Consider the following 26,185-nt stretch of genomic DNA (forward strand, 5'->3'; position numbering starts at 1 on the left):
TTTCAGACGGCATTGTGAGTAGAATTTGACGTCATGGCCCGATCTCTCCCACCTCTGCAGGCGCTGCGCGCCCTTGAAGCCGCCGCACGGCGGCGCAGTTTCAGCCGCGCCGCGGAAGAATTGCATTTGACGCACAGCGCCGTGAGCCATCACCTGCGCGCGCTCGAAACGGAACTGGGCGTCGAGCTGTTCCGCCGCGCCGGCAGCCGCATGATCCCCACCGCGGCTGGCGCGCAACTCGCCGAGCGTGTGCGCCGCAGTCTCGACGACCTGCGCGACGCGCTCGACGCCACGCGCCCCGGCGTGAGCGGCGTCACGCGCCTCGAGTTGAGCGTCATGTCCGACTTCGCCTCCGTCTGGCTGATTCCGCGCCTGGGCGACTTCTACGATCGCCATCCCATGGTCGACCTTTCGCTGCGCATGCATGCCGACGTCACGCCGCCCGACCCCTATCCCTTCGACATCGGCATCTGGCATCGGCGGGTGGACGAACCCGGTTTCCAGATCCGCAAACTGCTGGACGACCAGGTCGTTGCGGTATGCAGCCCGGCCTTGCTCGCGCGCCATCCCGGCTTTCGCATCGAGGATCTCGCGAGCATGCCGCTCCTGCGGTTTTCGCGCCGCTCGTGGCGCGACTTCTTCGAGGCCGCGGGCGTGGCCGGCGATGAACCGGAGCGCGGACCGGTGTTCGACGACGCGGGCCTGCTGCTGCAGGCCACGGTGGCCGGGCAAGGGGCGGCCACGGCGCGCCTGCAACTCGCGCGCGGCTTCATCGAGCGTGGCGAACTGGTGCAGTTGGGGCAGGTCCGCATTCCGGCCTCACTCGACTATTACTTCACGTGGCGCGAAGGGCATCCGCGCGAGGCGGCGATCCAGCAGTTCTATCGATGGATAAAGGCGCAATTGGCCAATTGATGCCGGCCAGCCTCTCCTATTGCGCAATGGGTATTCGGGTTAACCGCTGTCCGTATTGTCAACGCCGCTTGTGTGATGCGCGTTGCTCTTTGATTAAAGCGGCTCAATCCCGCTCGCGAATACGCGATTAGCGATCTTATTCATATCGCATGCACCAAAGCGGATCATGGCTGAAGGCATGACACTGGGCGTTTGAATGCCGCAATGAAATGGCGGTGACTGGGCAGCAAAGCGGACCTAAAGGGATATGAAGCGGGCTGATGACGCCATTTCAATTGCATTGTTGAATAGTGGCTTCACTATTTGGACAATCAACGCATTCGTCTGTGGAAAGCAGCACGAAGTGTGGCGTGGAATCACAGATTGGGCACGCTTCGTGTCAAGAATGAAATAGTTGCGGTATTGTTACTTCCCATCGCGGTCTGGCGCGCGAATGTTTTGTAGTCAATGGTGTAGTTAACGGCCCATTCCTGGGCCAGCAATAAGACTGACAACAGGAGAAACTGCATGAAGGCTATTCAGATGTTCAAGCTGGCCGCAGCCACGGCACTGGTGGCGGCGTCGTTCCAGGTCTATGCGCAGGACGCGTCGGCCCCGGCCGCCGCTGCCCCCACCAGCGGCCCGACGGCCGCTGCCCAGCACAACGTCAATCAATCGAAGGCAGCACTGCGTCAAGCGCGCGCAGCGAACCGTGCGCTCGGCCGCAAGGTCCGTTCGGCCCTCGCGCGTGACCGGAACATCAGCGTGTCCAACATTACCGTGCGCGCGAAAGACGGCGCCGTTATCCTGCAAGGCACCGTGCCCGAGCAGTCGCAGATCGAGCGCGCTGGCGATGTCGCCAAGGGCGTGGAAGGTGTAACGTCGGTGCGTAACGCGCTGACGATCCGCCCGGTTGGGACCTGAGCATCGGCTAGCCGGCGCGCGCCGACCGTGCGTGGAGGTGCGGACGGCGACGCTGGAGCGGGTGCAGCCAGATTCTTCCTGAAGGCCGCACATGCAGTCCCGTTCGTGGACTGCATGTGCGGCTTTTTTGTTGCTTGTCGAGGCTCTAGAGCAAGGAGCGCTCAGGCTTCGACGTAATGCATTTCCGGCGATTCGCCCATTAGCAGCGGGCGATTGGCGTCGGCGGCCGCGCGCAGGTAATCCCAGAGCGACGTAATGCGCCGCAGCTTGCGCAGATCCTCGCGGCTGCACAGCCAGAAGCGCCGCGTCACCACGACTTCGTCGGGCAGGATCGGCACGAGGCGCGGGTCAGGCTCGGCCATGAAGCAAGGCAGGATGGCGAGCGCGCTGCCCTGCAGCGCAGCATGGTATTGCGCGATCACGCTGGTGCTGCACAGGTTTGCAGTCACGTTAGGCGCGGTTCGTTCGAGATAGAGCAACTCGTGGCTGAACGCCAGATCGGCGACATAGCTGATGAAGGCGTGATTGCGCAGGTCGGCGCCTGTGCGAATGGGCGGATGGCGCTCGAGATAGGCGGGTGTGCCGTACAGACGCAACCGGTAGTCGCACAGCTTCGTGTAGACATACTGCCCGCGCTCGGGGCGCTCCAGCATGATCGCGAGGTCGGCCTCACGCTTTGAAAGGCTCACGAAATGCGGCACCGGCAACAGGTCGATCGACATGTCGGGATGCTGGCCCGTGAAGCGCGCCAACTGCGGCGCGAGAAAGAAGCAACCGAAACCCTCCGTCGAGCCCACGCGAACATGGCCCGAAAGCGACTGCGCGCCAATCGCGAACTGCTCGCTGGCCGATTGCACCGTCGTTTCCACGGCATCCGCGTAGGCCAGCAGGCGCTGGCCTTCGGCAGTCAGCACGAAGCCGCCCGAGCGTGATTTGTCGAACAGGACGGTGCCTAGCGCCGCCTCCAGTTCCCGCACCCGGCGCGCGACCGTGGTGTGGTCAACGCCCAGGCGCTTCGCGGCGCCGCTTGCGCGCTGCGTGCGCGCCACTTCCAGGAAGTAGCGCAGATCGTCCCAGTTCAAGGTCTCCATACTGCTCGTTGTGTGTTTTTGCATATCGGATGGGCTTTTTCATCACTATGCCGTGGATATTCGAATAACTATACTCGTTCAAAGAGGCGACAGAAACAGACACGGTCGCACGACAACAAGGATGGAGACAGACGATGCAAATGCAGTTGTTCCCCGCGCGGGCGCCGCAGGTGTGCCCGTGTTCAGCAGGACTCTTCTCGACTTCGCCCGGCTCCATTCCCAGCACGCTCGACATGACTGCACGCGTTTGCATAGGGTTCTCGCGCGCGTGCTGCAATTGAGATTTCGCTGACTCCACACATTTCGCTATATCCGGCTACGGCCGGCCCGTTCGAATCCATCAGGGAGAGTTCACGATGAACGCAGTGACCCAGGCATCCAACGCACATGTTTCCACCGTCAAACTGCTCATCGACGGCGAGTTCGTCGAATCGAAAACGAAGGAATGGCGCGACATCGTCAATCCGGCCACGCAGGAAGTGCTGGCGCGCGTGCCGTTCGCGACCGTCGAGGAAGTGGACCAGGCTGTGAAGGCCGCGCACGCCGCGTTCGCCACGTGGAAGAACACGCCGGTCGGCGCGCGTTTGCGCATCATGCTCAAACTACAGGCGCTGATTCGCGAGCACATGCCGCGCATCGCGAAGACGCTCACCGCCGAACAGGGCAAGACGCTGCCTGACGCCGAGGGCGATATTTTCCGCGGCCTCGAAGTCGTCGAGCACGCTTGCTCGATCGGCACGCTGCAGCAAGGCGGTTTCGCCGAGAACGTGGCGGGCGGTGTGGACACCTACACCCTGCAGCAGCCGCTAGGCGTATGCGCCGGCATCACGCCGTTCAACTTCCCCGCGATGATCCCGCTGTGGATGTTCCCGATGGCGATCGTTTGCGGCAATACGTTCGTGCTCAAGCCATCGGAGCAGGACCCGCTTTCGACCATGCAGCTCGTCGAACTCGCGATCGAAGCGGGCATTCCGAAGGGTGTGCTCAACGTCGTGCACGGCGGCAAGGAAGTCGTCGATGCGATCTGCACGCACGAACTCGTGAAGGCAATATCGTTCGTCGGCTCGACGGCCGTGGGTACGCACGTTTATCGTCTGGGCAGCGAGCACGGCAAGCGTGTGCAGTCGATGATGGGCGCGAAGAATCACGCCGTCGTGCTGCCCGATGCGAATCGCGAGCAGGCGCTCAATGCGCTGGTCGGTGCGGCGTTCGGCGCGGCGGGCCAGCGTTGCATGGCGACCTCGGTGGCCGTGTTCGTGGGTGCGGCGCAGGAATGGGTGGACGAACTCGTCGAAAAGGCGAAGACGCTCAAGGTCAACGCGGGCCACGAGGCCAGGACGGACGTCGGGCCGGTCGTGTCGCGCGCCGCGAAAACGCGCATTCTCGGCCTGATCGACTCGGGCGTGAAGCAGGGCGCGACGCTCGCACTGGATGGCCGTGACGTGACGGTGCCGGGCTATGAGAGTGGCAACTTCGTCGGGCCCACGGTGTTCACGGACGTGAAGACCGATATGGACATCTACACGAACGAGATTTTCGGGCCCGTGCTCGTGGTGCTCACGGCGAAGACGCTGGACGAAGCGATCGCCATCGTCAACGCGAATCCGTTCGGCAACGGCGTGGGCCTTTTCACGCAAAGCGGCGCGGCGGCGCGCAAGTTCCAGAGCGAGATCGACATTGGCCAGGTGGGCATCAACATTCCGATTCCGGTGCCGGTGCCGTATTTCAGCTTCACGGGCTCGCGCGGTTCGAAGCTCGGCGACCTGGGCCCGTATGGCAAGCAGGTCGTGCAGTTCTACACGCAGACCAAGACGGTCACCGCGCGCTGGTTCGACGACGCGACTGTGAGCGACGGCGTGAACACGACGATCAGCCTGCGCTGATACGCCGCCTGAGATAAACATGGAGTACTGAACAATAACGGAGACAGGCTCATGAAAATTGGATTCGTCGGGCTGGGCCACATGGGCGCACCAATGGCGCTCAACCTGCTCAAGGCGGGACATACCGTGGCGGTGTTCGACCTGAGTGCGAGCGCGATGCAAACGCTCGCCGAGGCCGGCGCGCAGAAAGCCGTATCGGCGAAGGCGGCGGCAAGCGGTGCGGAGTGCGTCATCACGATGCTGCCCGCGGCGGCGCACGTGCGCGGCGTGCTCACGGCGCAAGACGGCGTGCTGGCGGGCATCGCGAAGGGCGTGACGATCATCGATTCGAGCACGATCGATCCGGCGAGCGTCAAGGAGTTCGCGAAGCTCGCCGCCGCGCAGGGCAACGCGTTTGTCGATGCGCCAGTCTCGGGCGGCACGGGCGGCGCGGCCGCGGGCACGCTCACCTTCATGGTGGGCGGCAGCGCCGAGAACTACGAGAGCGTGAAGCCGGTGCTCTCGGGCATGGGCAAGAACATCGTCCATTGCGGCGAGACCGGCACGGGGCAGGTGGCGAAGATCTGCAACAACCTCGTGCTCGGCATCACGATGGCCGGCGTGGCCGAAGCGATGGCGCTGGGCGAGGCGCTCGGCATTGACCCGAAGGTGCTGGGCGGCATCATGAACACGTCCACGGGACGCTGCTGGAGTTCGGACACGTACAACCCGTACCCGGGCGTGATCGAAACGGCGCCTTCTTCGCGCGGCTACACGGGCGGCTTCGGGACGGATCTCATGCTCAAGGACCTGGGTCTTGCCACCGACGCCGCAAGAGGCGTGCATCAGCCCGCGTACATGGGGGCGCTCGCGCAGCAGCTCTATCAGGCCATGAGCAGCCACGGCGACGGCAAGCTCGACTTCTCGGCGATCATCAAGCTGTATCGCGCTCAGAAAGGTTGAGTCACGCAGTTTCGAGTCGCGAAAGGCGCGCTGCGAAGCGCGCCTTTTTTTGCGCCTGTGTTTTCAGCCCTTGATACGAGCCTCGACACGCGCGAAGAGTCGCTCGAACCAGACGCCGAGCAGCGCATTCGAAGGCGCGAGCGCGGTGGAGCAGGCGAGAATGCGATAGACGTCGTTGCGCCTGACCTTCGAGGTCTTCGCGGGATCGAGCCAGTCGTCGTTGTCGACGAGGCGCTCGAGCGTTTCCAGGCCGATGAGAATGGGCCACAGGCACGCAAGCCGCAGGCGCACCGAAAGGCGCGGCAGCGCGAACGTATAGTCGATGGCCGCGCGGAAATGATCGAGCGCGATGCGCACGAGTTCGAGCATGATCGGCCGCGCGCGCGCCGAGGCGCCGGGCTTGAGCAGGTCCTGCGCGGTGAGCCCGGCCTGGGCCAGCATCGAAGCGGGCAGATAACATCGGCCGATGCGCAGATCCTTGCCGCAGTCGCGCAGCACGTTCACCATCTGCAAGGCCTTGCCGAAGCGGATGCCGCGCGCGTACATGGTTTGTTCCAGCGAGGGCGCGAGGGTGCCCGGCAAGTGCATGTACGTCATCTTCGTCCAGAACTCGCCCACGCAGCCCGCCACGAGATACGTATAGCGGTCGAGTTCGTCCCACGTGTTCAGCGCGGCCACCTGACCCGAGCGCTCGTCGGGGAATGTGCGCAGATCGAATTCCATGCCTTCGGTGAGCGTGGTGACGATCTCGCGGACGGCACGGCGATCGGCGTCGTCGAGTTGCGCGAGCACATCGAGCGCGCCGCCGAGCGATTCGAGCAGCAACTTCTCGTCCGATTGCGTTTGCTGGCCCGCAACTTCGCCTGCGAGATCGGCGAGCAGGGTGTCATCGTTCGCCGCGCCGTTCACGCGCTCGCGCAGCGCGAGCAGCAGGGCGAGCCGCCGCTCGGGCGGAATCAGCGCGGTGTCGGCAATGGTGTCGGCGGCGCGCGCGAGCAGATAGGCTTCGCCCACGGGGTCGCGCATGCCAGCGGGCAGAACGCGCATCGTGAGGTAGAACGAACGGGAAACGCCTTTGAGCAACGGGCCCAGCAGGAAGGCCCGGGTAGAATTCTGCATGTCGGATAGGGGCAGCGAGGGACGGATCGGACGCAGCCGCATTGTATCGTGGACGAAGGAGACGAGGCCCGGTGAGACCCGAACGCGCGTTTTACGACCTCCAGGTGCGCTTCGCGCGCACGGCGGCGCGCCTCGCGGACATGCCCCTTGCGGCGGCGTTGCTCGACTGCACGAACCTCTATGTGCGCTTCGGCGCGGGGCGGGCGTTCGATCGCACGCATCCCCTCTGGGCAGCCTACGTGCGCGGCCTCGATGAGCGCGCAAGTGTTGATGAGCAGTGCGAGTGGACGTGGCGTTATTTGCAGCGCTGCCCGACGCATCAGGCTGCGCCTGCCATCGTCGCGACGGTTGGGTGCTTCTCTTACGCGCGTGAACCGCATGGCGGAGTGCGCCTGCACTTCGAAAACACTCAAACCGATAACGGCATGTCGCCACTTGATTCCCGACAACTGGCCGCACGGCACGTTGAGTTGCGTGCGTTAATCAGGCATCTGCGCGGCCATCTCCGGGAAAGCGGCTGTGCGTCGAGCGACGTGCTCATTCACGGCACTTCCTGGCTCTACAACGTGCCCGCCTACCGGCGGCTCTTTCCCGCGGCCTACGTCGCGAGCGCGCAGCCCGTGGCCCGCTTGCGCGCGCTTTCGCTTTGGGGCCAATTTCTCGACCGTCACGGCGGCGTGCGCAACGACGCGGCCGCGCTGCTGCTCGCGCGCGTCGAGCGAGTCCGCGCTTTCGCTGATTTGCTGCCTTGCTTTCCCTTACAGGCTCTCGCGGTGCATGCGAGCCTCGCGGAGTTTCAGGATTTTTTTGATAAGTGACAGCAGGCGTTCGCCGCGACGCCAGCCACGCCGCGCGCACTAAAACGCCTGTTTGCCTATAGAAAGCAAGCGTAATCGCTACGGTTACCAAAAATTTTTCAAGATAACCGCGGTGGCGTGCAATCGCGAGCAGATTGAAAGCCGCTGCGTGCACGCAGGGCATTGGTCTCGCGCGGAAATGGGTGCGTGCGAAACGAACGGAACCGCCCTCTGCACAATATTGATGAAAGTAATCCCTGTAATGATGGGGTAACGCGCGTACCGCGCTCAACGCACTAGACTCCGCCGATGCTTTTGTAACGGAGCGTCGCTCATGCCCTCGTCCCCGGCTCTTGCCATTCATTCCCTGCGCGATTTCGAGCTGACTGCGGACGGCCAGTACTTGATGGTGAACGGCAATCAGCCGGACAGCGTCGCGCTGCATTGCTCGGTGATGCATGAACTGCTCGCCGCGCTTTCGAATGCGATTGGCCGCTCCGAGCGCATCCGCCACAAAACCGCGAGCGTGAAATTCACCATGCCTTGCGAGGCCTGGGAGGTCGGTCGCGAGTCGGGCGACGTGCAGCATCTCGTGGTGAGCTTTCGCTTGCCCGGGGGCGCCGAATTGTCGTTCCGTCTACACCCCGCGCAAGCCGTGCACATGACCGAGGTGCTCTCGCTCGCAACGGGGCTCGCGAAGATGCGCCTGCCTGGCGGTGCGAGCATGCAATAGGCGTGGCGCGCCGGCCTTTCTTGCCGCACCCGTTGTACACCCTGCATCCGTGGATGCCAGCCGCGCGCGTCTCGCGCCGGTAATGGACCATTCGGCAATCTCACGGCACTTTCACGGCTCTTTCGTTGCTTCACATTCGACCTCCCGCATGACGGCATCAACTACCACGGCGCGCTATGCACGCGTACTGACTCTCGCCGGCTTCGGCATCGGCGTGACTGCTGCGGCGCACGCCACCGAGCCCTTCGTGGTCCAGGACATCCGCATCGACGGGCTCACGCGCATCGAGCCGGGCACCGTATTCGCCTATCTGCCGATCAAGCAGGGCGAGACCTTCACGGACGACAAGGCCTCCGACGCCATTCGCGCGCTCTACGCGACGAGCCTCTTCAGCGACGTGCGCATTTCCACGCAGGGCAGCACGGTTGTCGTGCAGGTGCAGGAGCGTCCCGCTATCGGAACGATCGACTTCGCGGGCATCAAGGAATTCGATAAGGATAACTTGACGAAGGCGCTCAAGTCGGTCGGGCTCTCGCCGGGCCAGAGCTACGACAAGGCGCTGGTCGACAAGGCGGAGCAGGAACTCAAGCGCCAATACCTCACGCGCGGCTACTACGCAGCAGAGGTCACGACCACGGTCACGCCGATCGACCGCAATCGCGTGGGCCTGCTGTTCTCCGTGGTCGAAGGGCCGAGCGCGAAGATCCGCCAGATCAATTTCATCGGCAACAAGACGTTTAGCGACGGCACGCTGCTCGATGAGATGCAGCTTTCCACGCCGAACTGGTTCTCGTGGTACACGAAGAACGACTTGTACTCGAAGGAAAAGCTCACGGGCGACCTCGACAACGTGCGCTCGTACTATCTGGACCGCGGCTATCTGGAGTTCAACATCGACTCGACGCAGGTCTCGCTGTCGCCCGACAAGAAGGACATGTATCTGACGATCGGGATTCACGAGGGCGAGCCTTATACGATTTCGAGCATCAAGATGGCCGGCAATCTGCTCGACCGCGAAGCGGAGTTGAAGAAACTCGTCGGCATCAAGCCGGGGCAGCGTTTTTCGGCGCAAAAGCTCAAGGACACGACCAAGGCGATCGTCGACAAGCTCGGTGAATACGGCTACGCGTTCGCGACGGTGAACGCGCTGCCCGAGATCGACCAGAAGGACCACACGGTCGCGCTCACGCTACAGGTGGACCCGAGCCGCCGCGTGTACGTGCGCCGCGTGAACGTCACCGGCAATACCCGCACGCGCGACGAAGTCGTGCGCCGCGAAATGCGCCAGCTCGAAAGCTCGTGGTTCGATTCGAACCGTCTCGCGCTTTCGAAGGACCGCATCAACCGCCTTGGCTACTTTACCGACGTGGACGTGACCACGGTGCCGGTGGAAGGCACGCAGGACGAAGTGGACGTGAACGTGAAAGTGACCGAGAAGCCCACCGGCACGCTTTCGCTTGGCCTCGGCTACGGCTCGGGCGAAGGGCCGATCATCTCGGCGGGCATTTCGCAGGACAACGTGTTCGGCTCCGGCAACAGCCTTTCGCTGAACGTGAATACGGCCACGACGTATCGCACGCTCTCGGTCACGCAGGTCGATCCGTATTTCACGGTGGACGGCATCAAGCGCATTACCGATGTCTACTACCGCACGACCGAGCCGCTTTACTACTCGAGCACGAACGACACGAGCTTTCGCATCATCTCGTATGGTGCGGACATGAAGTTCGGCATTCCGTTCTCCGAGACCGACATGGTGTATTTCGGGCTCGGCATCGAGCAGGACCGCCTCGACGTCGATTCCAGCACGCCGCAGACCTATATCGACTACGTGAACGAATTCGGGCGCGTCTCGAACACCGTGCCGCTCACCGTGGGCTGGTCGCGCGACAACCGCGACAGCGCGCTGGTGCCGAGCCGCGGCTACTACGCGCAGGCCAACGCCGAATACGGTACGCCGGCGGGCACGCAGTACTACAAGGGCGATGCCCAAATGCAGTACTACTACTCATTCGCGCGCGGCTTCGTGCTGGGGCTGAACTTCCAGGGTGGCTACGGCAACGGTCTGGGCGGAAAGCCGTATCCGATCTTCAAGAACTACTATGCGGGCGGTATCGGGTCGGTGCGTGGCTACGAGTCGGGTTCGCTCGGCCCGCGTGACGCCACGACGAACGATCCGATCGGCGGCTCGAAGATGGTGGTGGGCAATATCGAGCTGACGTTCCCGCTGCCCGGCACGGGTTACGACCGCACGCTGCGCGTGTTCACGTTCGTGGACGGCGGCAACGTGTGGGGCACGGAAGGCAGCAGCACCGGCGCGAACGGTCTGCGTTACAGCTATGGCGCGGGCCTCGAATGGATCTCGCCGATCGGGCCGCTCAAACTCGATCTGGGCTTCCCGATCGTCAAGCACGCGGGCGACCAGTACCAGAAGTTCCAGTTCCAGATCGGTACGTCGTTCTAAGGGTTGTCTGTGGCGGCGTTTCGCGGCGCTCAGATCAGCAATTCGAGCGTGTGATAGAGCCGCCGGCGATCAGGGTTCGTCGAAGCCTCGCCCGCATGGATGGCCTCCTTGAGGCATTCCAGAAAGCATTCGGCCGCGGCGGACAGTGGTACGCCGCGCCGCGCGACCACGCTCACTACCGTCCGGTCCACTTCCTCATGGAGCGCGAGCGCGCGCAAGTTGTCGCGCGCGAAGCGCGTCTCCACGAGCGGCCACGGGAAGATGCTCACCATGTCCGTATTCATGATGAGCCCCATCGCCACCACGAACGAATGCGCCAGGTGCACGCTGCGTGGCATCGGCAGGCCGTGACGCAGGAACACGTCGTCGGCGACCATCTCCTTGCTTGCCGGGTCCCAGTTGAGCAACCATTCGCAATCCTGAAGTTCATTCAGCGATTGTGCATGCGAGAGCGGATGGTCCTTGCGCACGACCACGGCCGACTCCGTGGCGAAGATCGGCGTTTGCGTGAATTCTGCGTGGAGCGAAGCGGGCCCGGGCTTGCCTAGCGAGAAGTCGAGCGAGCCGTCGCGCAGCCGCGGCATCACGATATTGAGCAGGCCTTCGTAGAATTCGAGCTGCATGCCGGGCATGCGCTCGCGAAACAGTGTGACGGCGTCGGGCAGGAAGGAGAGGGCGAGCCACGGCGTCACGCCGATCGCGAGCTTGCCGCCGCCGCGCCCGCGCCGCGCGTCGAGTTCGTCCTGGGCGCGCGACATCTGATGCACGACGAGCCGCGCGTGCACGAGCAGCGCCTGGCCCGCTTCCGTAAAGGCGATGCCGTTCGCGTTGCGCGTAACGAGCGCGATTTGCTGCTCGGCTTCCAGCTCGCGCACTGCCTTCGTCGCCGCAGCGGGCGAGATGCCAAGCTGACGCGCGGCCGCGCGAATGCTGCCGGTATCGGCCATCGCGACGAGCGCGCGGAACTGGTGGAACTTCATAAGGGATAACCCGAGTGCGCACTTCTGGTTGGCGGGCCAACTATTTTAGGGCTGTCGGCCGATAAGAGACGTCATTATTCTCAAGCGAATTCACACTCACGCTCGCCCTGGAGGGAATTCGTATGAACACGATGGCTATCCCGGCCGCAATCGCCGCGATCGAAGACGAGATGATCGCGCTGCGTCACGAGATCCATGCGCATCCCGAACTGGGCTTCGAAGAATTCGTCACCAGCGACCTCGTGGCGCAGCGCCTCACCGAGTGGGGCTACGAGGTGCATCGCGGGCTGGGCGGCACGGGCGTCGTGGGCACGCTCAAGGTGGGCGACGGCAAAGCGCGCCTCGGCCTGCGCGCCGACATGGACGCGCTGCCGATCCACGAGAACACCGGCCTCGACTACGCGAGCCGCATTCCGGGCAAGATGCACGCATGCGGCCACGACGGCCACACGGCCATGCTGCTCGCGGCGGCGAAGCATCTCGCGCAGTCGCGCAACTTCAGCGGCACGCTGCACCTCATTTTCCAGCCTGCCGAAGAAGGCATGGGCGGCGCGAAGCGCATGCTCGACGAAGGCCTTTTCGAGCGCTTTCCCTGCGACGCCGTGTTCGCCATGCACAACATGCCCGGCTTCCCCACGGGCAAGCTCGGCTTTCGCGCGGGGCCGTTCATGGCTTCGTCGGACACGGTGATCATCGACATCGACGGGCGCGGCGGTCATGGCGCGGTGCCGCATAAGGCGATCGACCCCGTGGTGGTGTGCGCCAACGTCGTGCTCGCGCTGCAGACCATCGTGTCGCGCAACGTGCCGCCGCTCGACATGGCGATCGTCACCGTGGGCGCGATCCATTCGGGCGACGCGCCCAACGTGATTCCGCAAACAGCGCAGATGCGCCTCTCGGTGCGCGCGCTGCGCCCCGAAGTGCGCGATTTGCTGCAGGAGCGCATCACGGCGCTCGTGCACGCGCAGGCGAGCGCGTATGGCGCGACGGCGCGCATCGACTATCAGCGCCGCTACCCGGTGCTCGTGAACGACGTGGCGATGACCGAATTCGCGCAGGACGTGGCGCGCGACTGGCTGGGCGTTGATGGCCTCATTCACGACATGGCGCCGCTCACCGGCAGCGAGGACTTCTCGTTCCTGCTCGAACGCTGCGCGGGCAGCTACCTCATCATCGGCAATGGCGACGGGGAGGGCGGCTGCATGGTGCACAACCCCGGCTACGACTTCAACGACGACTGCCTCGCCACCGGCGCGGCATACTGGGTGCAACTCGCCGAACGCTTCCTGCGCGGCTGAAGCCCATAGCCAGTGGGCGAATGCGCCGACAAGCGCACCGACAAGCGCACCACGCTACGAAACACGAGACACACGAGGAGACACCCGATGAATGCCACGTCGATTCAGGCGCCGGCCGCAGCCGCCCAGGCTTCCACGCGCCGCTCGCGCGCGAAGGCCATCTTCGCGATCACGCTCGGCAACGGGCTCGAGTTCTTCGATTTCACGGTCTACAGCTTCTTCGCCTCGATCATCGGCTCGCTGTATTTTCCGGTGCATGGCTCGCTGAACCAGTTGATGCTCGCGGTGGGCAGCTTCGGCGTGGGTTTCGTCGTGCGTCCGATCGGCGGCATCGTGATTGGTGCGTTCGCGGACCGCGTGGGCCGCAAGGCGGCCATGACGCTCACGCTCTGGCTCATGGCGCTCGGCTCGGCGCTCATCGCGTTCGCGCCCACCTATGCGCAGATCGGGCTCGCGGCGCCCGCGCTGATCCTGCTCGCGCGTCTCGTGCAGGGCTTCGCGGTGGGCGGCGAAGTGGGCGCCTCGACGTCGCTCCTGCTCGAATACGCCGATGACCGCTCACGCGGCTTTTACGGAAGCTGGCAGTTCGTGAGCCAGGGGCTCAATACGGTGTGCGGCGCGCTCATCGGCGTGACGCTTTCCACCACGCTCTCGCAGGCCGCGCTGGAAAGCTGGGGCTGGCGCGTGCCGTTTGTGATCGGCATGCTGGTCGTGCCGGTCGGCGTGTACATTCGCCGCCATCTCGACGAAACGCTCGCGCACCCCGTCGAAGTGGAAGACACCGAACCCGTGGCTGACATGGCGCGGCCGCTGCGCGAGATTTTCGGGCGTCATCGCACTTCGCTCGTGGCCGGCATCGTCACGACCATCGGCGGCACGGCGGCGAACTATATCGTGCTGTTCTACATGTCGACGTATGCGATCAAGATTCTCGGCCTGCCGATGTCGGTCGGCATGAGCGCGGCCCTCGTTGCGGCGCTCGTCACCGCTGTGTGCTCGCCGTTCGCCGGCTCGCTTTCCGATCGCCTGGGGCGCAAGTGGGTGATGGGCGTCTCACGCGTGCTGCTGATCGCGGTGATCTATCCGGCGTTCATGCTCATTCATGCCGCGCCGACCGTCACAACCGTGCTCGCGGTCGTGGCCGTGCTGGGCGCGCTCGTCGCGTTCACGGCGGTCCCCAACATCGTGATGCTGCCCGAACTCTTTCCTCAGTCGATTCGCGTCACGGGCATGTCCGTGGTGTATTGCGTGGGCGTGTCGATCTTCGGCGGCTTCGCGCAGTTTTTCGCGACCTGGCTCATCAAACTGCTCGACAACCCGCTCGCGCCCGCCTGGTATCTGATCGGCTGCGGAGCAGTCTCGCTGCTCGCGCTGCCGCTCATTCGCGAACCGGCGGGCCGTCCACTCGATTGAGCGCGATTGTGTGCTGCAATTCGGCCGCTATGCACTTTTAGCGGCCGTGTCGTGTTTATTTACCAGACGTTTACGCGGCGCTGCCTAGAATCGGTTCGTGTTCAACTCAAGCGCGCCGGCCGAAACGGAGCGTGCGCACAACACGTATGCCGTCTATCGTCTCGCAGGGCTCGATTTCCCGAGGTTCCCGCTCCGCCGCCACACCGCGGCCCGTTCTTTCACTGCGCAACTCGCGCAAGCCGCTTCATCCGCCAATCCATCGCACAACGGTGCAGCTGGTTGTACGCGTGCCTACGAGCGAAGCGCAACTCGCGCGATGCACACTGCATGGTCTCGTTGGCGACGCGCTCGGCGTGCACACGATCGATATCGATCGCCGCAGCGACCTTGCTTGTTTGCACGTCGAACTCGATCGCCGCCGCGTGGCCGAGGCCATGGCGCTGCTCATGCGCACGCTCTCGTGTGCGGAATTCGGCTCGGTGCGCCAGCTCGATCGCGGCGCCTGATTCGCAACGCGTGGCGCTACCGACACTGCGACGGTTGCGCCACGCCTGAATATTCTCCCGCCCGCAACTTCACGCGGCGCATGCTTCGTGCGTCCGCAACCTTCGCTTCCCCCCTTTCTCTATACGCAAGCGTTACGCATATCCGTGCGAACGTTAGCGAACGACTAGCGCGTCTTCATTTCGGATTTCGAAACGAATTCCACAACTGTTGCCCCGCGTGTGCCGGATTCATCATCGCGTGCAAATTTTTGGCCATCCTGAGTCTGCACTCTCCCGAAAAACAGTAGTATTTGGTCGAGCACCAAAGTCAGTGGCGGTGATTCGATTGGATCGCCCGCGCGCGCCTGATTTGGTTTCGTCGGTCCAGCGCAGATCGTCGACAACACGGAGAACAGCATGACTCACGGTATTCGGGTGGCCAGCTTGTGTCTGTCGTTGGGGTTGCTGGTAAGTGTCGTTGGATGTCATGAAAACAAACCTGCTGCTGAAGCACGACCTGCCGCGAACGTCGATGTGATCAATGTTGCGCTGCGCGACGTGCCCGTGGTTTTCGAGTACGTGGGGCAGACGGAAAGCTCGCAGCAGGTTGAAATTCGCGCGCGCGTGAACGGCTTCCTCGAAAAGCGCGTGTATACAGAAGGCTCGCTGGTCCATGCGGGCGACGTCATGTTCATCATGGACCGCAAACCGTTCGAGGCCACGCTCGACGCCGCGAAGGCCGAGCTTGCGCAGCAAAAGGCGCGGCTCCAAACCGCGCAGGCCAACCTCGCCCGCGTGCGTCCGCTGGCCGCGAAGAACGCGTTGAGCCAGAAGGATCTCGACGATTCGATCGGCCAGGAGCAGGCGGCGGCCGCCGCTGTCGAAGGGGCGCAGGCGAATGTCATCAGCGCTTCGCTCAATCTCGGCTATACGACGATCGTCGCGCCTGTTACCGGCCTTTCGAGCTACGCCAAGAAGCAGGACGGCTCGTATATCGATGCTGCCAACAGCCTGCTCACCTACGTGGCCAAGCTCGATCCCATGTGGATCAACTTCTCGCTCTCCGAGAACGAGATGCTCAATCTGCGCACGCAAACGCAGAACGGCACGCTCAAGCTGCCGCCGGTGGGCAAGCTCGAAGCGGTGATCGTGCTTGCGGACGGCAGCATCTATCCGGAGCGCGGCCGCATTGCATTCACCGATGCCTCGCTTAGCTCGGAAACCGGCACCTACCTGATTCGCGCCGCCATGCCAAACCCCACGGGCTCGTTGCGGCCCGGTCAGTTCGTGCGCATCAAACTGCTGGGCGCGCAGCGCAGTTCAGCGGTGGCCGTGCCCCAGGCGGCGGTGCAACAGGGGCCGCGCGGCGCGTACGTGTGGACCGTCGACAAGGACAATAAGGCGCAGCAGCGCGTGGTGGAAACGGGCGAGTGGAACGGCAATGCCTGGGTGATCAAGTCGGGCTTGCATCCGGGCGATCACGTCGTCATCGACAATACGCTGCGTCTCATGCCTGGTGCGCCGGTCAAGGCGAATCTCGTGGCGACGCCGCCCGCTGACGTGAACATTGGCGCAGCGGCCGAGGGCCAGGACAGCGGAGCAGGCGGTGGGGAGCAGGCTGGCGCGGCAGGGGCTTCCGGCCCGGCTGCGGCGAGTGCGAGCCCGAGCCCGGGCGCGAATGGCCAGGCCAACGCGCAAGCCAAGGCGGGAACGAACGCCGCTCAGCCGGCTGCTGCTTCCAGCGAACCCGACGTGCTGGGCGAACACACTGCGCTTTACTTCGCATCGGGCAGCGCAAGCCTCGACGCCCAGTCGGCCGACGCGCTCGCGGGCGTGGCACGCCGTCTCGTCGCCGAGCCGGGCCTGCGCGTGGTGATTTCCGGCTACACCGATTCGACTGGCTCGCTGCCCGCGAACCAGCGTCTCGCGGCCGCACGCGCGGCCACGGTGCGCGCTGCGCTGGTCGTGGCCGGCGTGAAAACCGAGCGCATCGAGATGCGCAAGCCGGCGCAGATCATAGCCAATGATCCGCCCGACAAATCCCGCCGCGTGGACGTCACCTTCTCGCCCGCAGCGGGAGGTTGAACGATGAAGTTCTCCCACTTCTTCATTGACCGGCCCATTTTCGCGTCGGTCCTCTCGATCGTGCTCGTCGTCGCGGGTCTCGTGGCGATGTTCAACCTGCCGATCGCACAGTTCCCGGACATCGCGCCGCCGACCATCACGGTGAGCGGCACGTATCCGGGCGCGAGCGCCGATATCGTCGCGCAGAACGTGGCCGCGCCGATCGAGCAGCAGGTGAACGGCGCGGACAACATGATGTACATGAACTCGTCGAGTTCCTCGACGGGAAACATGACGCTCACGGTGTACTTCAATATCGGCACCGATCCGTCACTTGCCCAGGTTGACGTGCAAAACCGCGTGAACCTCGCGTTGCCGTTCCTGCCCGATTCGGTGACGGCGCAAGGCGTGTCGGTGCAGAAGCGCTCTTCGGCGTTCATGATGGTGATCGCGATCTATTCGCCCGATAACGCCTACGATGCGGCCTACGTGGCGAACTACGCGAACGTCTACGTGCTCGACGCGCTCAAGCGTATTCCCGGCGCGAACCAGGCGTCGATCTTCGGTTCTGCTGACTATGCGATGCGCGTCTGGCTCAAGCCCGACCGCATGGCGAAGCTCGGCATTACCGTGGCCGACGTGCAGAACGCGATCGCGCAGCAGAACCAGCAGTTCTCAGCGGGCCGTCTTGGCCAGGCGCCAACCAACAAGCCCGTGAACCAGACCTTCCCGGTGACGACGAAAGGCCGTCTCACCGAGCCCGCCGATTTCGACAACATCATCCTGCGCGCGGCGTCGGGCGATGCGGCGATCGTGCGCCTCAAGGACATCGGCCATGCGGAGCTCGGCGCGAAAGACTATACGCTGCGCGGCCGCTACAACGGCAAGACGGCCACACTGCTCGCCGTGTATCAGCAGCCGGGGGCGAACGCACTGCAAGTGGCCAAGCAGGTACGCCAGACGCTCGAGCAGTTGAACAAGAATTTTCCGCCCGGCCTCAAGTATGAAGTCGCGCTCGATACGACCGAGTTCGTGCACGAGTCGATCAACGAGGTGGTCCATACCCTGCGCGATGCGGTGATTCTCGTGATCATCGTGGTGTACATCTTCCTGCAGAGTTTCCGGGCGACGCTCGTGCCGCTGCTCGCCGTGCCCGTGTCGATCATCGGCGCGTTCATCGGCATGTCGGCGTTCGGCTTCTCGATCAACATGCTCACCTTGTTCGGCATGGTGCTTGCCATCGGCATCGTGGTGGACGACGCGATCGTGGTGATCGAAAACGTCGAGCGCAACATGAGCGAGTTCAAGCTACCGCCAAAGGAAGCGGCCAAACGCGCGATGGACGAAGTGAGCGGACCGGTGGTGGCGATCGTGCTGGTGCTGCTAGCGGTGTTCATACCGGTGGCGTTTCTCTCGGGCATCACGGGGCAACTCTACAAGCAGTTCGCCGTGACGATCGCGGTGTCGGTGGTGCTTTCGGGTGTCGTCGCGCTCACGCTTTCGCCCGCGCTCGCGGCCATCCTGCTCAAGCCGGGCGAGCACAAGAAGAACCGCTTTTTCCGCTGGTTCAATGAGAAGTTCGACAGCCTCACCAATGGCTATGGCAGCTGGGTGCAGAGCGCGATACGACGCGTGGTGCTCTCCATCGGGCTGATCGTCGTGATGCTCATCGTCACGGTCGGCCTGTTCAGACATATTCCATCGTCATTCCTGCCCGTGGAGGATCAGGGCTATCTGTTCGGCGCGGTTGTGATGCCCGACGCGGCGAGTCTGGACCGTACCGGCGACCTCTCGAAGAAAGCGGAGGACTGGTTCGCGAAACAGCCTGCCGTGAGTTCGGTGGCGGCGCCGATCGGCTACAGCCTGATCGACTCGCAGTACAAGTCGAACGCGGGCACGTTGTTCGTCACGCTCAAGGGCTTCAAGGATCGCGGCGAGAATGGCTCCGCGCAGGATTTGATCCGCGACGCCACCAAGGAATTTTCGACGTTCAAGGACGGCGTGGTCGTGCCGCTCAATCCACCGTCGATCCCGGGCCTCGGCACAACGGGCGGCTTCGAGTTCTGGCTGCAAAGCACCGGCGACGGCACGTATCAGCAGCTCGAAGACAAGGTGCGCCAGGTGATTGCGAAGGCGCGCCAGAACCCGGCGCTGCGCGGCGTGAATTCCACCATCAACACGAGTTCGCGCCAGTTGCTCGTCGAAGTGGACCGCGAGCGTGCGGAAACACTCGGCGTTCCGGTTCAGGACATCTATTCTGCACTCCAGACGATGTTTGGTTCCTTGTATGTAAGCCAGTTCCCGAAGGGCAGCCGCCTCTTCCAGGTGATCATTCAGGCCGAGCCGCAATACCGCTTGAGCCCGGACGATATCCAGCAGCTCTATGTGCGCAACCGCAACAACGACATGGTGCCGATCAAGGCCGTGACGACCTCGCGCTTCGTGCCTGGACCTGACATCGTGAACCGCTTCAACAACTTCCCGGCAGCGAAGATCACCGGCGACGCGGCGCCCGGCCACAGCTCGGGTGAGGCGATCGCGGCGATGGAGCAGATCGCGGGCGAAGTGCTGGGCGAGGGCTACAGCTTCGAATGGAGCGGCCAGGCGTACGAAGAGAAGAAGGCCGGCTCAACGGCGGCACTCGTGTTCGGCTTCGCACTGCTGATGGTGTTCCTCATTCTCGCGGCGCAGTACGAGAAGTGGTCGCTGCCGATTGGCGTGCTGCTCGCCGTGCCGTTCGCGATCTTCGGGGCGCTGGTGGGCATCTTGCTGCGCGGCATGGAAAACGACGTGTATTTCCAGATCGGCTTGACCGTGCTGATCGCGCTCGCGGCGAAGAACGCCATTCTGATCTTCGAGTTCGCCGTGGAGATGCGCGAGAAGGAGAACATGTCGCCCTATGACGCCGCGCTTCACGCCGCGAAGCTGCGTCTGCGGCCGATTATCATGACCTCGCTCGCGTTCATCCTGGGCTGCGTGCCGCTTGCCATCGCCAGCGGCGCTTCGGCCGCGAGCCGGCGCTCGCTCGGCACCGGCGTGATCGCGGGCATGCTCGGCGCCACGGTGATCGCGCTCTTCTTCATTCCGATGTTCTTCTGGGGACTGGAAACGCTCTCGTCGCGCAAGAAGCCGGACGCCACGCCGCATGCCAGCACGCCCCCTGCGGCGCCGCCTTCGCAGGAGGGCTGAGCGATGAAGACACGTTTGAATTGCACGCTGCGTCCCTTCGGGCTGATCGTTGCGACGGCATGCCTTGGCGCCTGCGCCGTCGGGCCCGACTATCACCGCCCCGCGGTCGAGACACCGTCGACGTTTCGTTACGCCTCGCCGCAGGCGGAAGCCGTCGACACCTCGCTCGAATGGTGGACGCAGTTCAACGACCCGGTGCTCAACGACCTGGTCACGAAGGCGCTTGCGCAGAACAAGGATCTCTTGATTGCGGCAGCGCGCGTCGAGGAGTTCTACGGGCGTTACGTCGTGACGCGCGCGGGTCTTTTCCCGCAGGTTTCGGCGAATTTTGGCGCTTCGCGTAGCCGCGGCGTCCCGGCGCCGGGCTTCCCGCCCGTGGTCGGCAACCAGGTGCAGTTGAGCGGCGCGGTGTCCTGGGAACTCGATTTGTTCGGCCATTTGCGCAGGCTCACCGAAGCGGCGCGCGCCGATTATCTGAGCACGCAGTCCGCGCAGCAAGCCACGCGCATTTCCATCATTGCGAACGTAGCCACGTCGTATCTGCAACTGCGCGACTTCGACAATCAGCTCGTCATCGCGCAGGACACGCTCGAAAGCCGCAAGGGCGCGCTCGATCTTTTCAACGAGCGCTATGCGGGCGGTGTCGTTTCGAGGTTGCAGGTGAGCCAGGCGCAGTCGGAGTATCAATCGGCGCAGACCTCCGTGTATTCGATCCAGCAGGAAATCGCGACGCAGGAAGACGCGATTTCGCTGCTGCTGGGCCAGAATCCGGGGCCGATTCCGCGCGGCAAGTCGATCACCGAGCTGACCGCGCCCGCCATTCCCGCTGGCTTGCCGTCGACGCTGCTGGAGCGCCGGCCCGATATTCTGCAGGCCGAACAAACGCTCATTTCGGCGAACGCTTCGATTGGAGCCGCGCGCGCGCTGTATTTCCCGCAGATTTCGCTCACGGGATTGTTCGGCGCGGCGAGCACGGCGCTCTCGGGGCTCTGGACCGGCCCCGCGCGCATCTGGTCGTTCGCGGGCGCGGTCACGCAGCCGATTTTCCAGGGCGGCGCGATCGCGGGTGGCGTGCATCAGGCCGAAGCCGTGCAGCAGGAAGCGCTCTTCAGCTATGAGCAGACGATCCAGCAGGCGTTCGCCGATGTCGAGAATGCGCTCGTGGGCGTGGCGCGCACGCGCGATCAGCTGGATTCGACGACGCGCCAGGTGACTGCGCTCACGGAATACACGTCAGTTGCGCGCGATCTCTATGAGGGCGGCTACACGAGCTATCTGGAAGTGCTCGACGCGGAACGCAGCCTCTTCAATGCGCAATTGCAGCAGTCGTCGCTGCAGGACCAGGAACTCGCGCAGATCGTGAGCCTGTACAAGGCGCTCGGTTATGGCTGGACGCCGGCAGCGCCGCCGCCGGCGGCGGACAGCGCGAAGCCGTCGCAGTCTTGAACCGCGACGGCTTTGCTTCGAGGTGGCGTGACTAGTGTGATCAAGGTCACACAGGGCGAACCTGGCGCGGGCGCGCCGGTTCGTTTCATGGACTTTCCGAATTCAGCCAGCGCAGCGATTGCGGAGCGGGCTTGGTGGCTTTCGCGGTTTGCACGGCTTTGGGCGCCGGCTTCGCGGCTTTTTGCAACGGGATGGGCCGGGCGGCGGTGAGGGCGGCTGCGTGGCCGCTTGTTTGCGCGAGCGCGACGGGGCTCGCCGACGCGAACGCGAGCAGCGCGGCGGCGAACGTCAGGGTGTGGGGGCGAGTCATCTGAGTTCTCCCGCATGAACGAGCGGCAGGCGTTGGGTAACAGGCCAACGCTGCAAGCGGAAGTATGTTCTGAGGATACCCACCACGCGTCCATCATTTGATGGAGAAACGCGCGGCTTGTGTGGTGAACCCCACTTAACGGATGTGGATTCAGTCGGCGGGGCGGCGGTCGGCGAGCGCTCGTTCGCAGTCCTTGAGCACTTGCAGGACGAGCTTGGCCTGGTAGTTCAGGTCGTCGGTGTCGAGAATCTCCTCGACGGCGTCGCGCGCCCAGACCGCGTCGACGAACCACGCGTGCTGCTGCGCGATGTCCTGCGCCATGGCGGCGAGGCGCGCAATGGCGAGCCAGTCGGCCTCGCGCGCGTGACGGTCGAGCCACTTGTGCGCCGCCTGGACGTGAAAGGCCGCGTTGGGCCATGATTCGTTGAGATAGTAGGCCCCGAGGCTCCCGCAGGTGAGCCAGCAGAGCAGCTCCACGCGATCGCGCGGGCTCAGATGGTGGCGTACATCACTCATGGCGACGCTCGCGAAAGTAACAGAGTTCGATTGACGGGTGCGTGCAGACTTTCGAATCCGATGACAAAACGATATCACGGCTCGTGGAAAATCGCCTGCCCCGCACTGGCGCTGCACGCACGGGTGTTACATGGATAGCGTCGCCTGGCGGCGCGTTGTATGCAAACCAGGAGTGACACCAGGAAGGCGCATGCAGTTATGCGCTTTGCAGCGTTTCGCGTGCCTACGTGCCGCCGCCGCCTTCCTGGCGCTCGATTAGGCCCCTTGAATGACGCGGGCTACGCGCCCTTGCTGCCATCTCTTTTGGCGAGTTGAGCGGCCGTGTCCACCGCGCCCATGGCGTTCGCCACGTCGAGTGCGGTGTTGCCCGCGGCGTCGTGCGCCGCCGGGTTCGCGCCGCGCGCGAGCAGCAGGTCGACGATATCGGAGCGGTTGAACATGGCGGCGACCATCAGCGCGGTGCGGCCGTCGGGGGACGCGCCTTCCACGTCGGCGCCGTTTTCCAGCAGAGCGCTGATCACGTCGGCGTAACCCTTGAAGGCTGCGCCTGCAAGCGGCGTTTGCCCGTTGTCGTTGCGCAGGTTGGGATCGGCGCCGCGCTGCACGAGCGCGCGCACGGCGGCCGCGTGACCGTGATAGCTCGCGAGCATCACGAGGCTGTCGCCTTTTTCGTTGCGCAGATTCGGCGGCAAGCCCTGGTCGATCAGCGTGGCGAGCGTGGTGGCTTCGCCGCGGCGCGCGGTGTCGAACACCTGGCGCGCGAAATCGACGAAACGCGGATCGAGTTCGCCGCCACCCTCACCGGGGCCAGACGAAGAGGATGAGGGTGGGGAAGGCGGCGCGCTGGCGGTCATGGCAGTCTCCTGATTCGGATCGCATATCGATTCGGCGCTGCATGCCGCCGTCGAGGCCCGCTCATTGTCGCCGATCTTCGCGGGGCGCGAGGCCAAGGCGTCGTGCGCGCGAGCGCAATGAAAAAGGCGCTGCCCGAACCGCTAAAAAGCGGCCGGCGCAGCGCCTTTCTTCATGCGCAAACCGCGAACGCTCAGGGCACGAGCCAGAGCGCTGCGGCGTAGATCACGAGCGACACGGCGAACGTCACGGCCGTATAGCCCATCACGCGCTGGATACGGATGCCCGCGATCGCGACGATCGGCACAGCCCAGAACGGCTGCAGCATGTTCGAGACATTCTCGGCCATCGCCACGCCCATCGCGGTGCGCGGCACCGACGCGTGCAGGCTCAGCGCGGCCGGCAGCACGAACGGGCCTTGCACGGCCCAGTGGCCGCCCGCGCTCGGCACGAGCAGCGTGATGATGAGCGAGCTGAGATAGCTCCAGAGCGGCAGCGACAGCGGCGTGGCGATCGTGACGAAGGCCTTGGCGATCATCGAGGCGAGGCCCGTGCCCTTCATCACGCCCATGATGCCGCCGTACACGGGATACTGGAGCAGCATGGAGCCGGTCTGGCGCGCGGCGCGGCGAATGGCGTTCGCGTAGGCGATGGGCGTGCGCTGAAGCGCGAGGCCGATCAGCAGGAAGATCAGGATCGTCGTGTTGATGTCGAGATCGAAACCCTTTTCGCTCCATTCCATCGCGAGATAGCCGGCGCCGAGCACGATCAGCAGTAGCGTGCCGAGCATCGACTGCTCGAGGCGCGAGGCGAACGAAGGCGTGCCGTTGCCGACGCGCGCGTGCGGATCGTCGCTGGCGCCGGCATCGTTCGCTTCGGCTTCGGCCGCCTGCCGGAAGGGCGCCACGTGCTCAGGCTTCGGATGCATGCGGATGAAGATGAACGTCATCACGACCACGACGAGCACGGTCGGGACGAAGACGAACGGCGCGAACACCGTCTGGCTGAGCGGAATCACATGGCCGGTCGCCTTCTCCACGAGGTTGAGCGCGTTGCCATGCGAGGCCTGCGAGAGGGCGATCGAACTGGAGAGCCCGCTATTGCAGATCGACCACGCCGAATAGCTGCCGGCCACGAGCCACGCGAAATCCACGTCCACGCGCTTGGCGATTTCGCGCGAGAGCAGCGCGCCCACGATCAGGCCGAGGCCCCAGTTCAGCCAGGCCGCGATGGCGACGACCGGAAACACCAGCAGCGCGGCGCGCGCCGGCGTTTGCGCCTTGGCCGCGAGTGCGCGCAGCACGCGCTGGATCACGGGCGCCTCGGCAATGGCGTAGCCCGTGGCGAGAATCAGGATCATCTGCAGCGCGAAGCCGAGAATGCCGAACGTGCCTTCGTACCAGGAACTGAGCAGCGTGGGGATATCGCCGTGCGGCGCGATCAGAAGCGCGAGCGCCGCGACGAAGAAGGTGAGGCAGATGGACAGAACGAAGGGGTCGGGCATGACCCGCTCGAAAACATACACGAGGGCGGCGACGACACCCTGGCGGGAGTCGCGCGTTTCAGTCTGGAGGTCTCTTTTCATGCTCTTTGCGCTAGTTCGTAGCGTGTGGCGCTACTGGCTGGCCGGAGCGGACAGGATCGGCGTGACTTGCGGGTGGTCCCGGCACCGGGCGGCTGGCAAGCCAGTTAGCGCGTGGTGGACGGGGAGGCAGGTGCGGCTCCTCCATAAGCGAGAGGCGATGCCGCCCCGGCGCAGCGGGTTCATATCACGCCTCGCACGCGCGGATTTGCACGGCAAGACGGCCAGCCCGTTCTTGTTATTCTCGTGTTCTATATACGAACACGGTTTCGATTATCGAACGAGGCATTATTCGCTTCATGCTTAGTAGATGTCAAGGCTGCGATCTCGTGCGGGTGCAATCTTTTAGCGCTAAATGAGGGTGAGATCCGTTCAGGATGTAATGAAAATGAAATAGGAAAGAAATTCCGAAAGCGTCACGCGGACTACGTAAAATGCAGAAGCGAGGAACACTTTCGCGCGCACGCTGATCCCTCACTGGCCGTAAATCACTGCATTCAGGAGACTGAAGATGACGATTCGTCTTGGAGAAGAGGCACCGGATTTCACCGCAGAGACCACCGAAGGCACGATCCGTTTTCACGAATGGATCGGCGACCATTGGGCCATCCTGTTCTCGCACCCGAAAGACTTCACACCCGTCTGCACGACGGAGCTTGGCTACATGGCAAAGCTCAAGCCGGAATTCGACAAGCGCAACACGAAGATCATTGGTCTGAGCATCGACCCGGTGAGTGACCATGAGAAGTGGGTCAAGGACATCGAGGAAACGCAGGGCAGCGCTGTCAACTATCCGATGATCGGGGATCATGACCTCGCCGTCGCGAAGCTGTACGACATGATTCATCCGAATGCGAGCGGCGCCAGCCCGCGCTCGGCCGCCGACAACGCCACGGTGCGCTCGGTGTTCCTCATCGGGCCGGACAAGAAGGTGAAGGCGATGCTCGTCTACCCGATGAGTTCGGGCCGCAATTTCGACGAGGTGCTGCGCCTGCTCGATTCGCTGCAACTCACCGCGAAGCACACGGTGGCGACACCGGTGAACTGGAAGCCGGGCGACGACGTCATCATCCCGACTTCGGTTTCCGACGACGCGGCCAAGCAGAAGTATCCGCAGGGTTTCAAGACGCTCAAGCCGTATCTGCGCACGGTCGAGCAGCCGAAGTAATGTTTCGGCCTGCATAAAAAAACGCGGCGCACCGG

Annotated in this window: 21 protein-coding genes; 14 read left to right on the top strand and 7 right to left on the bottom strand. The window is 63.9% G+C overall.

All coding sequences use genetic code 11. The features are described from left to right. The first annotated feature begins 33 nt into the window (after positions 1–33). Together L0U83_RS18240 and L0U83_RS18245 are read left to right on the top strand one after the other, a co-directional pair. Positions 34–915, top strand: coding sequence for a LysR substrate-binding domain-containing protein (locus L0U83_RS18240; protein ID WP_158759748.1), 882 nt, complete (start codon positions 34–36; stop codon positions 913–915). A 507-nt stretch (positions 916–1,422) separates the two neighbouring features. Continuing rightward, positions 1,423–1,818, top strand: coding sequence for a BON domain-containing protein (locus L0U83_RS18245; RefSeq protein WP_233885269.1), 396 nt, complete (start codon positions 1,423–1,425; stop codon positions 1,816–1,818). A 161-nt stretch (positions 1,819–1,979) separates the two neighbouring features. On the opposite strand, the gene L0U83_RS18250 is transcribed toward L0U83_RS18245, so the two are convergent. Continuing rightward, the gene (locus L0U83_RS18250; RefSeq protein ID WP_233885270.1) at positions 1,980–2,933 is read right to left on the bottom strand and encodes a LysR family transcriptional regulator; all 954 of its coding nucleotides are present in this window, start codon (positions 2,931–2,933) and stop codon (positions 1,980–1,982) included. Positions 2,934–3,265: 332 nt separating this feature from the next. On the opposite strand from L0U83_RS18250, the gene L0U83_RS18255 reads away from it, so the two are divergent. Together L0U83_RS18255 and mmsB are read left to right on the top strand one after the other, a co-directional pair. Then, positions 3,266–4,792, top strand: coding sequence for a CoA-acylating methylmalonate-semialdehyde dehydrogenase (locus L0U83_RS18255; RefSeq protein WP_233885272.1), 1,527 nt, complete (start codon positions 3,266–3,268; stop codon positions 4,790–4,792). Between the two features lie 51 nt (positions 4,793–4,843). After that, complete coding sequence (gene mmsB, locus L0U83_RS18260) at positions 4,844–5,734, top strand: 3-hydroxyisobutyrate dehydrogenase (RefSeq protein WP_233885274.1); 891 nt, start codon at positions 4,844–4,846, stop codon at positions 5,732–5,734. Between the two features lie 63 nt (positions 5,735–5,797). Here the strand turns inward: mmsB and L0U83_RS18265 are convergent, their stop codons facing one another. Next, entirely contained in the window at positions 5,798–6,853 is a 1,056-nt protein-coding gene (locus L0U83_RS18265) for a phytoene/squalene synthase family protein (protein ID WP_233885276.1), read from the bottom strand. 71 nt (positions 6,854–6,924) lie between these two features. Between L0U83_RS18265 and L0U83_RS18270 the strand changes: the two genes are divergently transcribed. The 3 genes from L0U83_RS18270 to bamA all read left to right on the top strand — a co-directional run bounded on the left by L0U83_RS18270 (position 6,925) and on the right by bamA (position 10,847). Next, complete coding sequence (locus L0U83_RS18270; RefSeq protein WP_233885279.1) at positions 6,925–7,671, top strand: hypothetical protein; 747 nt, start codon at positions 6,925–6,927, stop codon at positions 7,669–7,671. A 313-nt stretch (positions 7,672–7,984) separates the two neighbouring features. Next, positions 7,985–8,383: a hypothetical protein gene (locus L0U83_RS18275; RefSeq protein ID WP_201695765.1), complete on the top strand. Its 399-nt coding sequence runs from the start codon at positions 7,985–7,987 to the stop codon at positions 8,381–8,383. 148 nt (positions 8,384–8,531) lie between these two features. Beyond that, positions 8,532–10,847: an outer membrane protein assembly factor BamA gene (gene bamA / locus L0U83_RS18280; protein WP_233885281.1), complete on the top strand. Its 2,316-nt coding sequence runs from the start codon at positions 8,532–8,534 to the stop codon at positions 10,845–10,847. A gap of 29 nt (positions 10,848–10,876) precedes the next feature. Here the strand turns inward: bamA and L0U83_RS18285 are convergent, their stop codons facing one another. Next, positions 10,877–11,827: a LysR substrate-binding domain-containing protein gene (locus tag L0U83_RS18285; protein ID WP_233885283.1), complete on the bottom strand. Its 951-nt coding sequence runs from the start codon at positions 11,825–11,827 to the stop codon at positions 10,877–10,879. 122 nt (positions 11,828–11,949) lie between these two features. Between L0U83_RS18285 and L0U83_RS18290 the strand changes: the two genes are divergently transcribed. The 6 genes from L0U83_RS18290 (at position 11,950) to L0U83_RS18320 (ending at position 21,722) form a co-directional block, all read left to right on the top strand. Continuing rightward, the gene (locus L0U83_RS18290) at positions 11,950–13,125 is read left to right on the top strand and encodes a M20 aminoacylase family protein (protein ID WP_233885285.1); all 1,176 of its coding nucleotides are present in this window, start codon (positions 11,950–11,952) and stop codon (positions 13,123–13,125) included. An 87-nt stretch (positions 13,126–13,212) separates the two neighbouring features. Continuing rightward, positions 13,213–14,538, top strand: a complete 1,326-nt coding sequence (locus tag L0U83_RS18295; protein ID WP_233885286.1) for an MFS transporter — start codon at positions 13,213–13,215, stop codon at positions 14,536–14,538. Positions 14,539–14,825: 287 nt separating this feature from the next. Next, positions 14,826–15,044 (top strand): hypothetical protein, encoded by a 219-nt coding sequence (locus L0U83_RS18300; RefSeq protein WP_233885287.1) that lies wholly within the window; start codon positions 14,826–14,828, stop codon positions 15,042–15,044. A gap of 396 nt (positions 15,045–15,440) precedes the next feature. Beyond that, positions 15,441–17,108: an efflux RND transporter periplasmic adaptor subunit gene (locus L0U83_RS18305; protein WP_308445049.1), complete on the top strand. Its 1,668-nt coding sequence runs from the start codon at positions 15,441–15,443 to the stop codon at positions 17,106–17,108. Between the two features lie 3 nt (positions 17,109–17,111). Then, positions 17,112–20,276, top strand: coding sequence for an efflux RND transporter permease subunit (locus tag L0U83_RS18315; protein WP_233885289.1), 3,165 nt, complete (start codon positions 17,112–17,114; stop codon positions 20,274–20,276). 3 nt (positions 20,277–20,279) lie between these two features. Beyond that, positions 20,280–21,722, top strand: a complete 1,443-nt coding sequence (locus L0U83_RS18320; protein WP_233885291.1) for an efflux transporter outer membrane subunit — start codon at positions 20,280–20,282, stop codon at positions 21,720–21,722. 85 nt (positions 21,723–21,807) lie between these two features. Here L0U83_RS18320 and L0U83_RS18325 read toward each other — a convergent pair whose 3' ends face one another. The 4 genes from L0U83_RS18325 to L0U83_RS18340 all read right to left on the bottom strand — a co-directional run bounded on the left by L0U83_RS18325 (position 21,808) and on the right by L0U83_RS18340 (position 24,985). Continuing rightward, positions 21,808–22,032 carry a hypothetical protein gene (locus L0U83_RS18325; protein WP_233885293.1) on the bottom strand — a complete coding sequence of 75 codons (225 nt, stop codon included), beginning with the start codon at positions 22,030–22,032 and terminating at the stop codon, positions 21,808–21,810. A 150-nt stretch (positions 22,033–22,182) separates the two neighbouring features. After that, complete coding sequence (locus tag L0U83_RS18330) at positions 22,183–22,548, bottom strand: hypothetical protein (protein WP_028205078.1); 366 nt, start codon at positions 22,546–22,548, stop codon at positions 22,183–22,185. A 278-nt stretch (positions 22,549–22,826) separates the two neighbouring features. Then, positions 22,827–23,402 (bottom strand): ankyrin repeat domain-containing protein, encoded by a 576-nt coding sequence (locus L0U83_RS18335; protein ID WP_233885295.1) that lies wholly within the window; start codon positions 23,400–23,402, stop codon positions 22,827–22,829. Between the two features lie 191 nt (positions 23,403–23,593). Then, the gene (locus tag L0U83_RS18340) at positions 23,594–24,985 is read right to left on the bottom strand and encodes a short-chain fatty acid transporter (RefSeq protein ID WP_233885297.1); all 1,392 of its coding nucleotides are present in this window, start codon (positions 24,983–24,985) and stop codon (positions 23,594–23,596) included. Positions 24,986–25,493: 508 nt separating this feature from the next. Here L0U83_RS18340 and L0U83_RS18345 point away from each other — a divergent pair. Next, positions 25,494–26,150, top strand: coding sequence for a peroxiredoxin (locus tag L0U83_RS18345; RefSeq protein ID WP_233885298.1), 657 nt, complete (start codon positions 25,494–25,496; stop codon positions 26,148–26,150). The last annotated feature ends 35 nt before the right edge of the window (positions 26,151–26,185 follow it).

It is taken from the genome of Paraburkholderia flagellata (genome assembly GCF_021390645.1).
Taxonomy (GTDB): Bacteria; Pseudomonadota; Gammaproteobacteria; order Burkholderiales; family Burkholderiaceae; genus Paraburkholderia; species Paraburkholderia flagellata.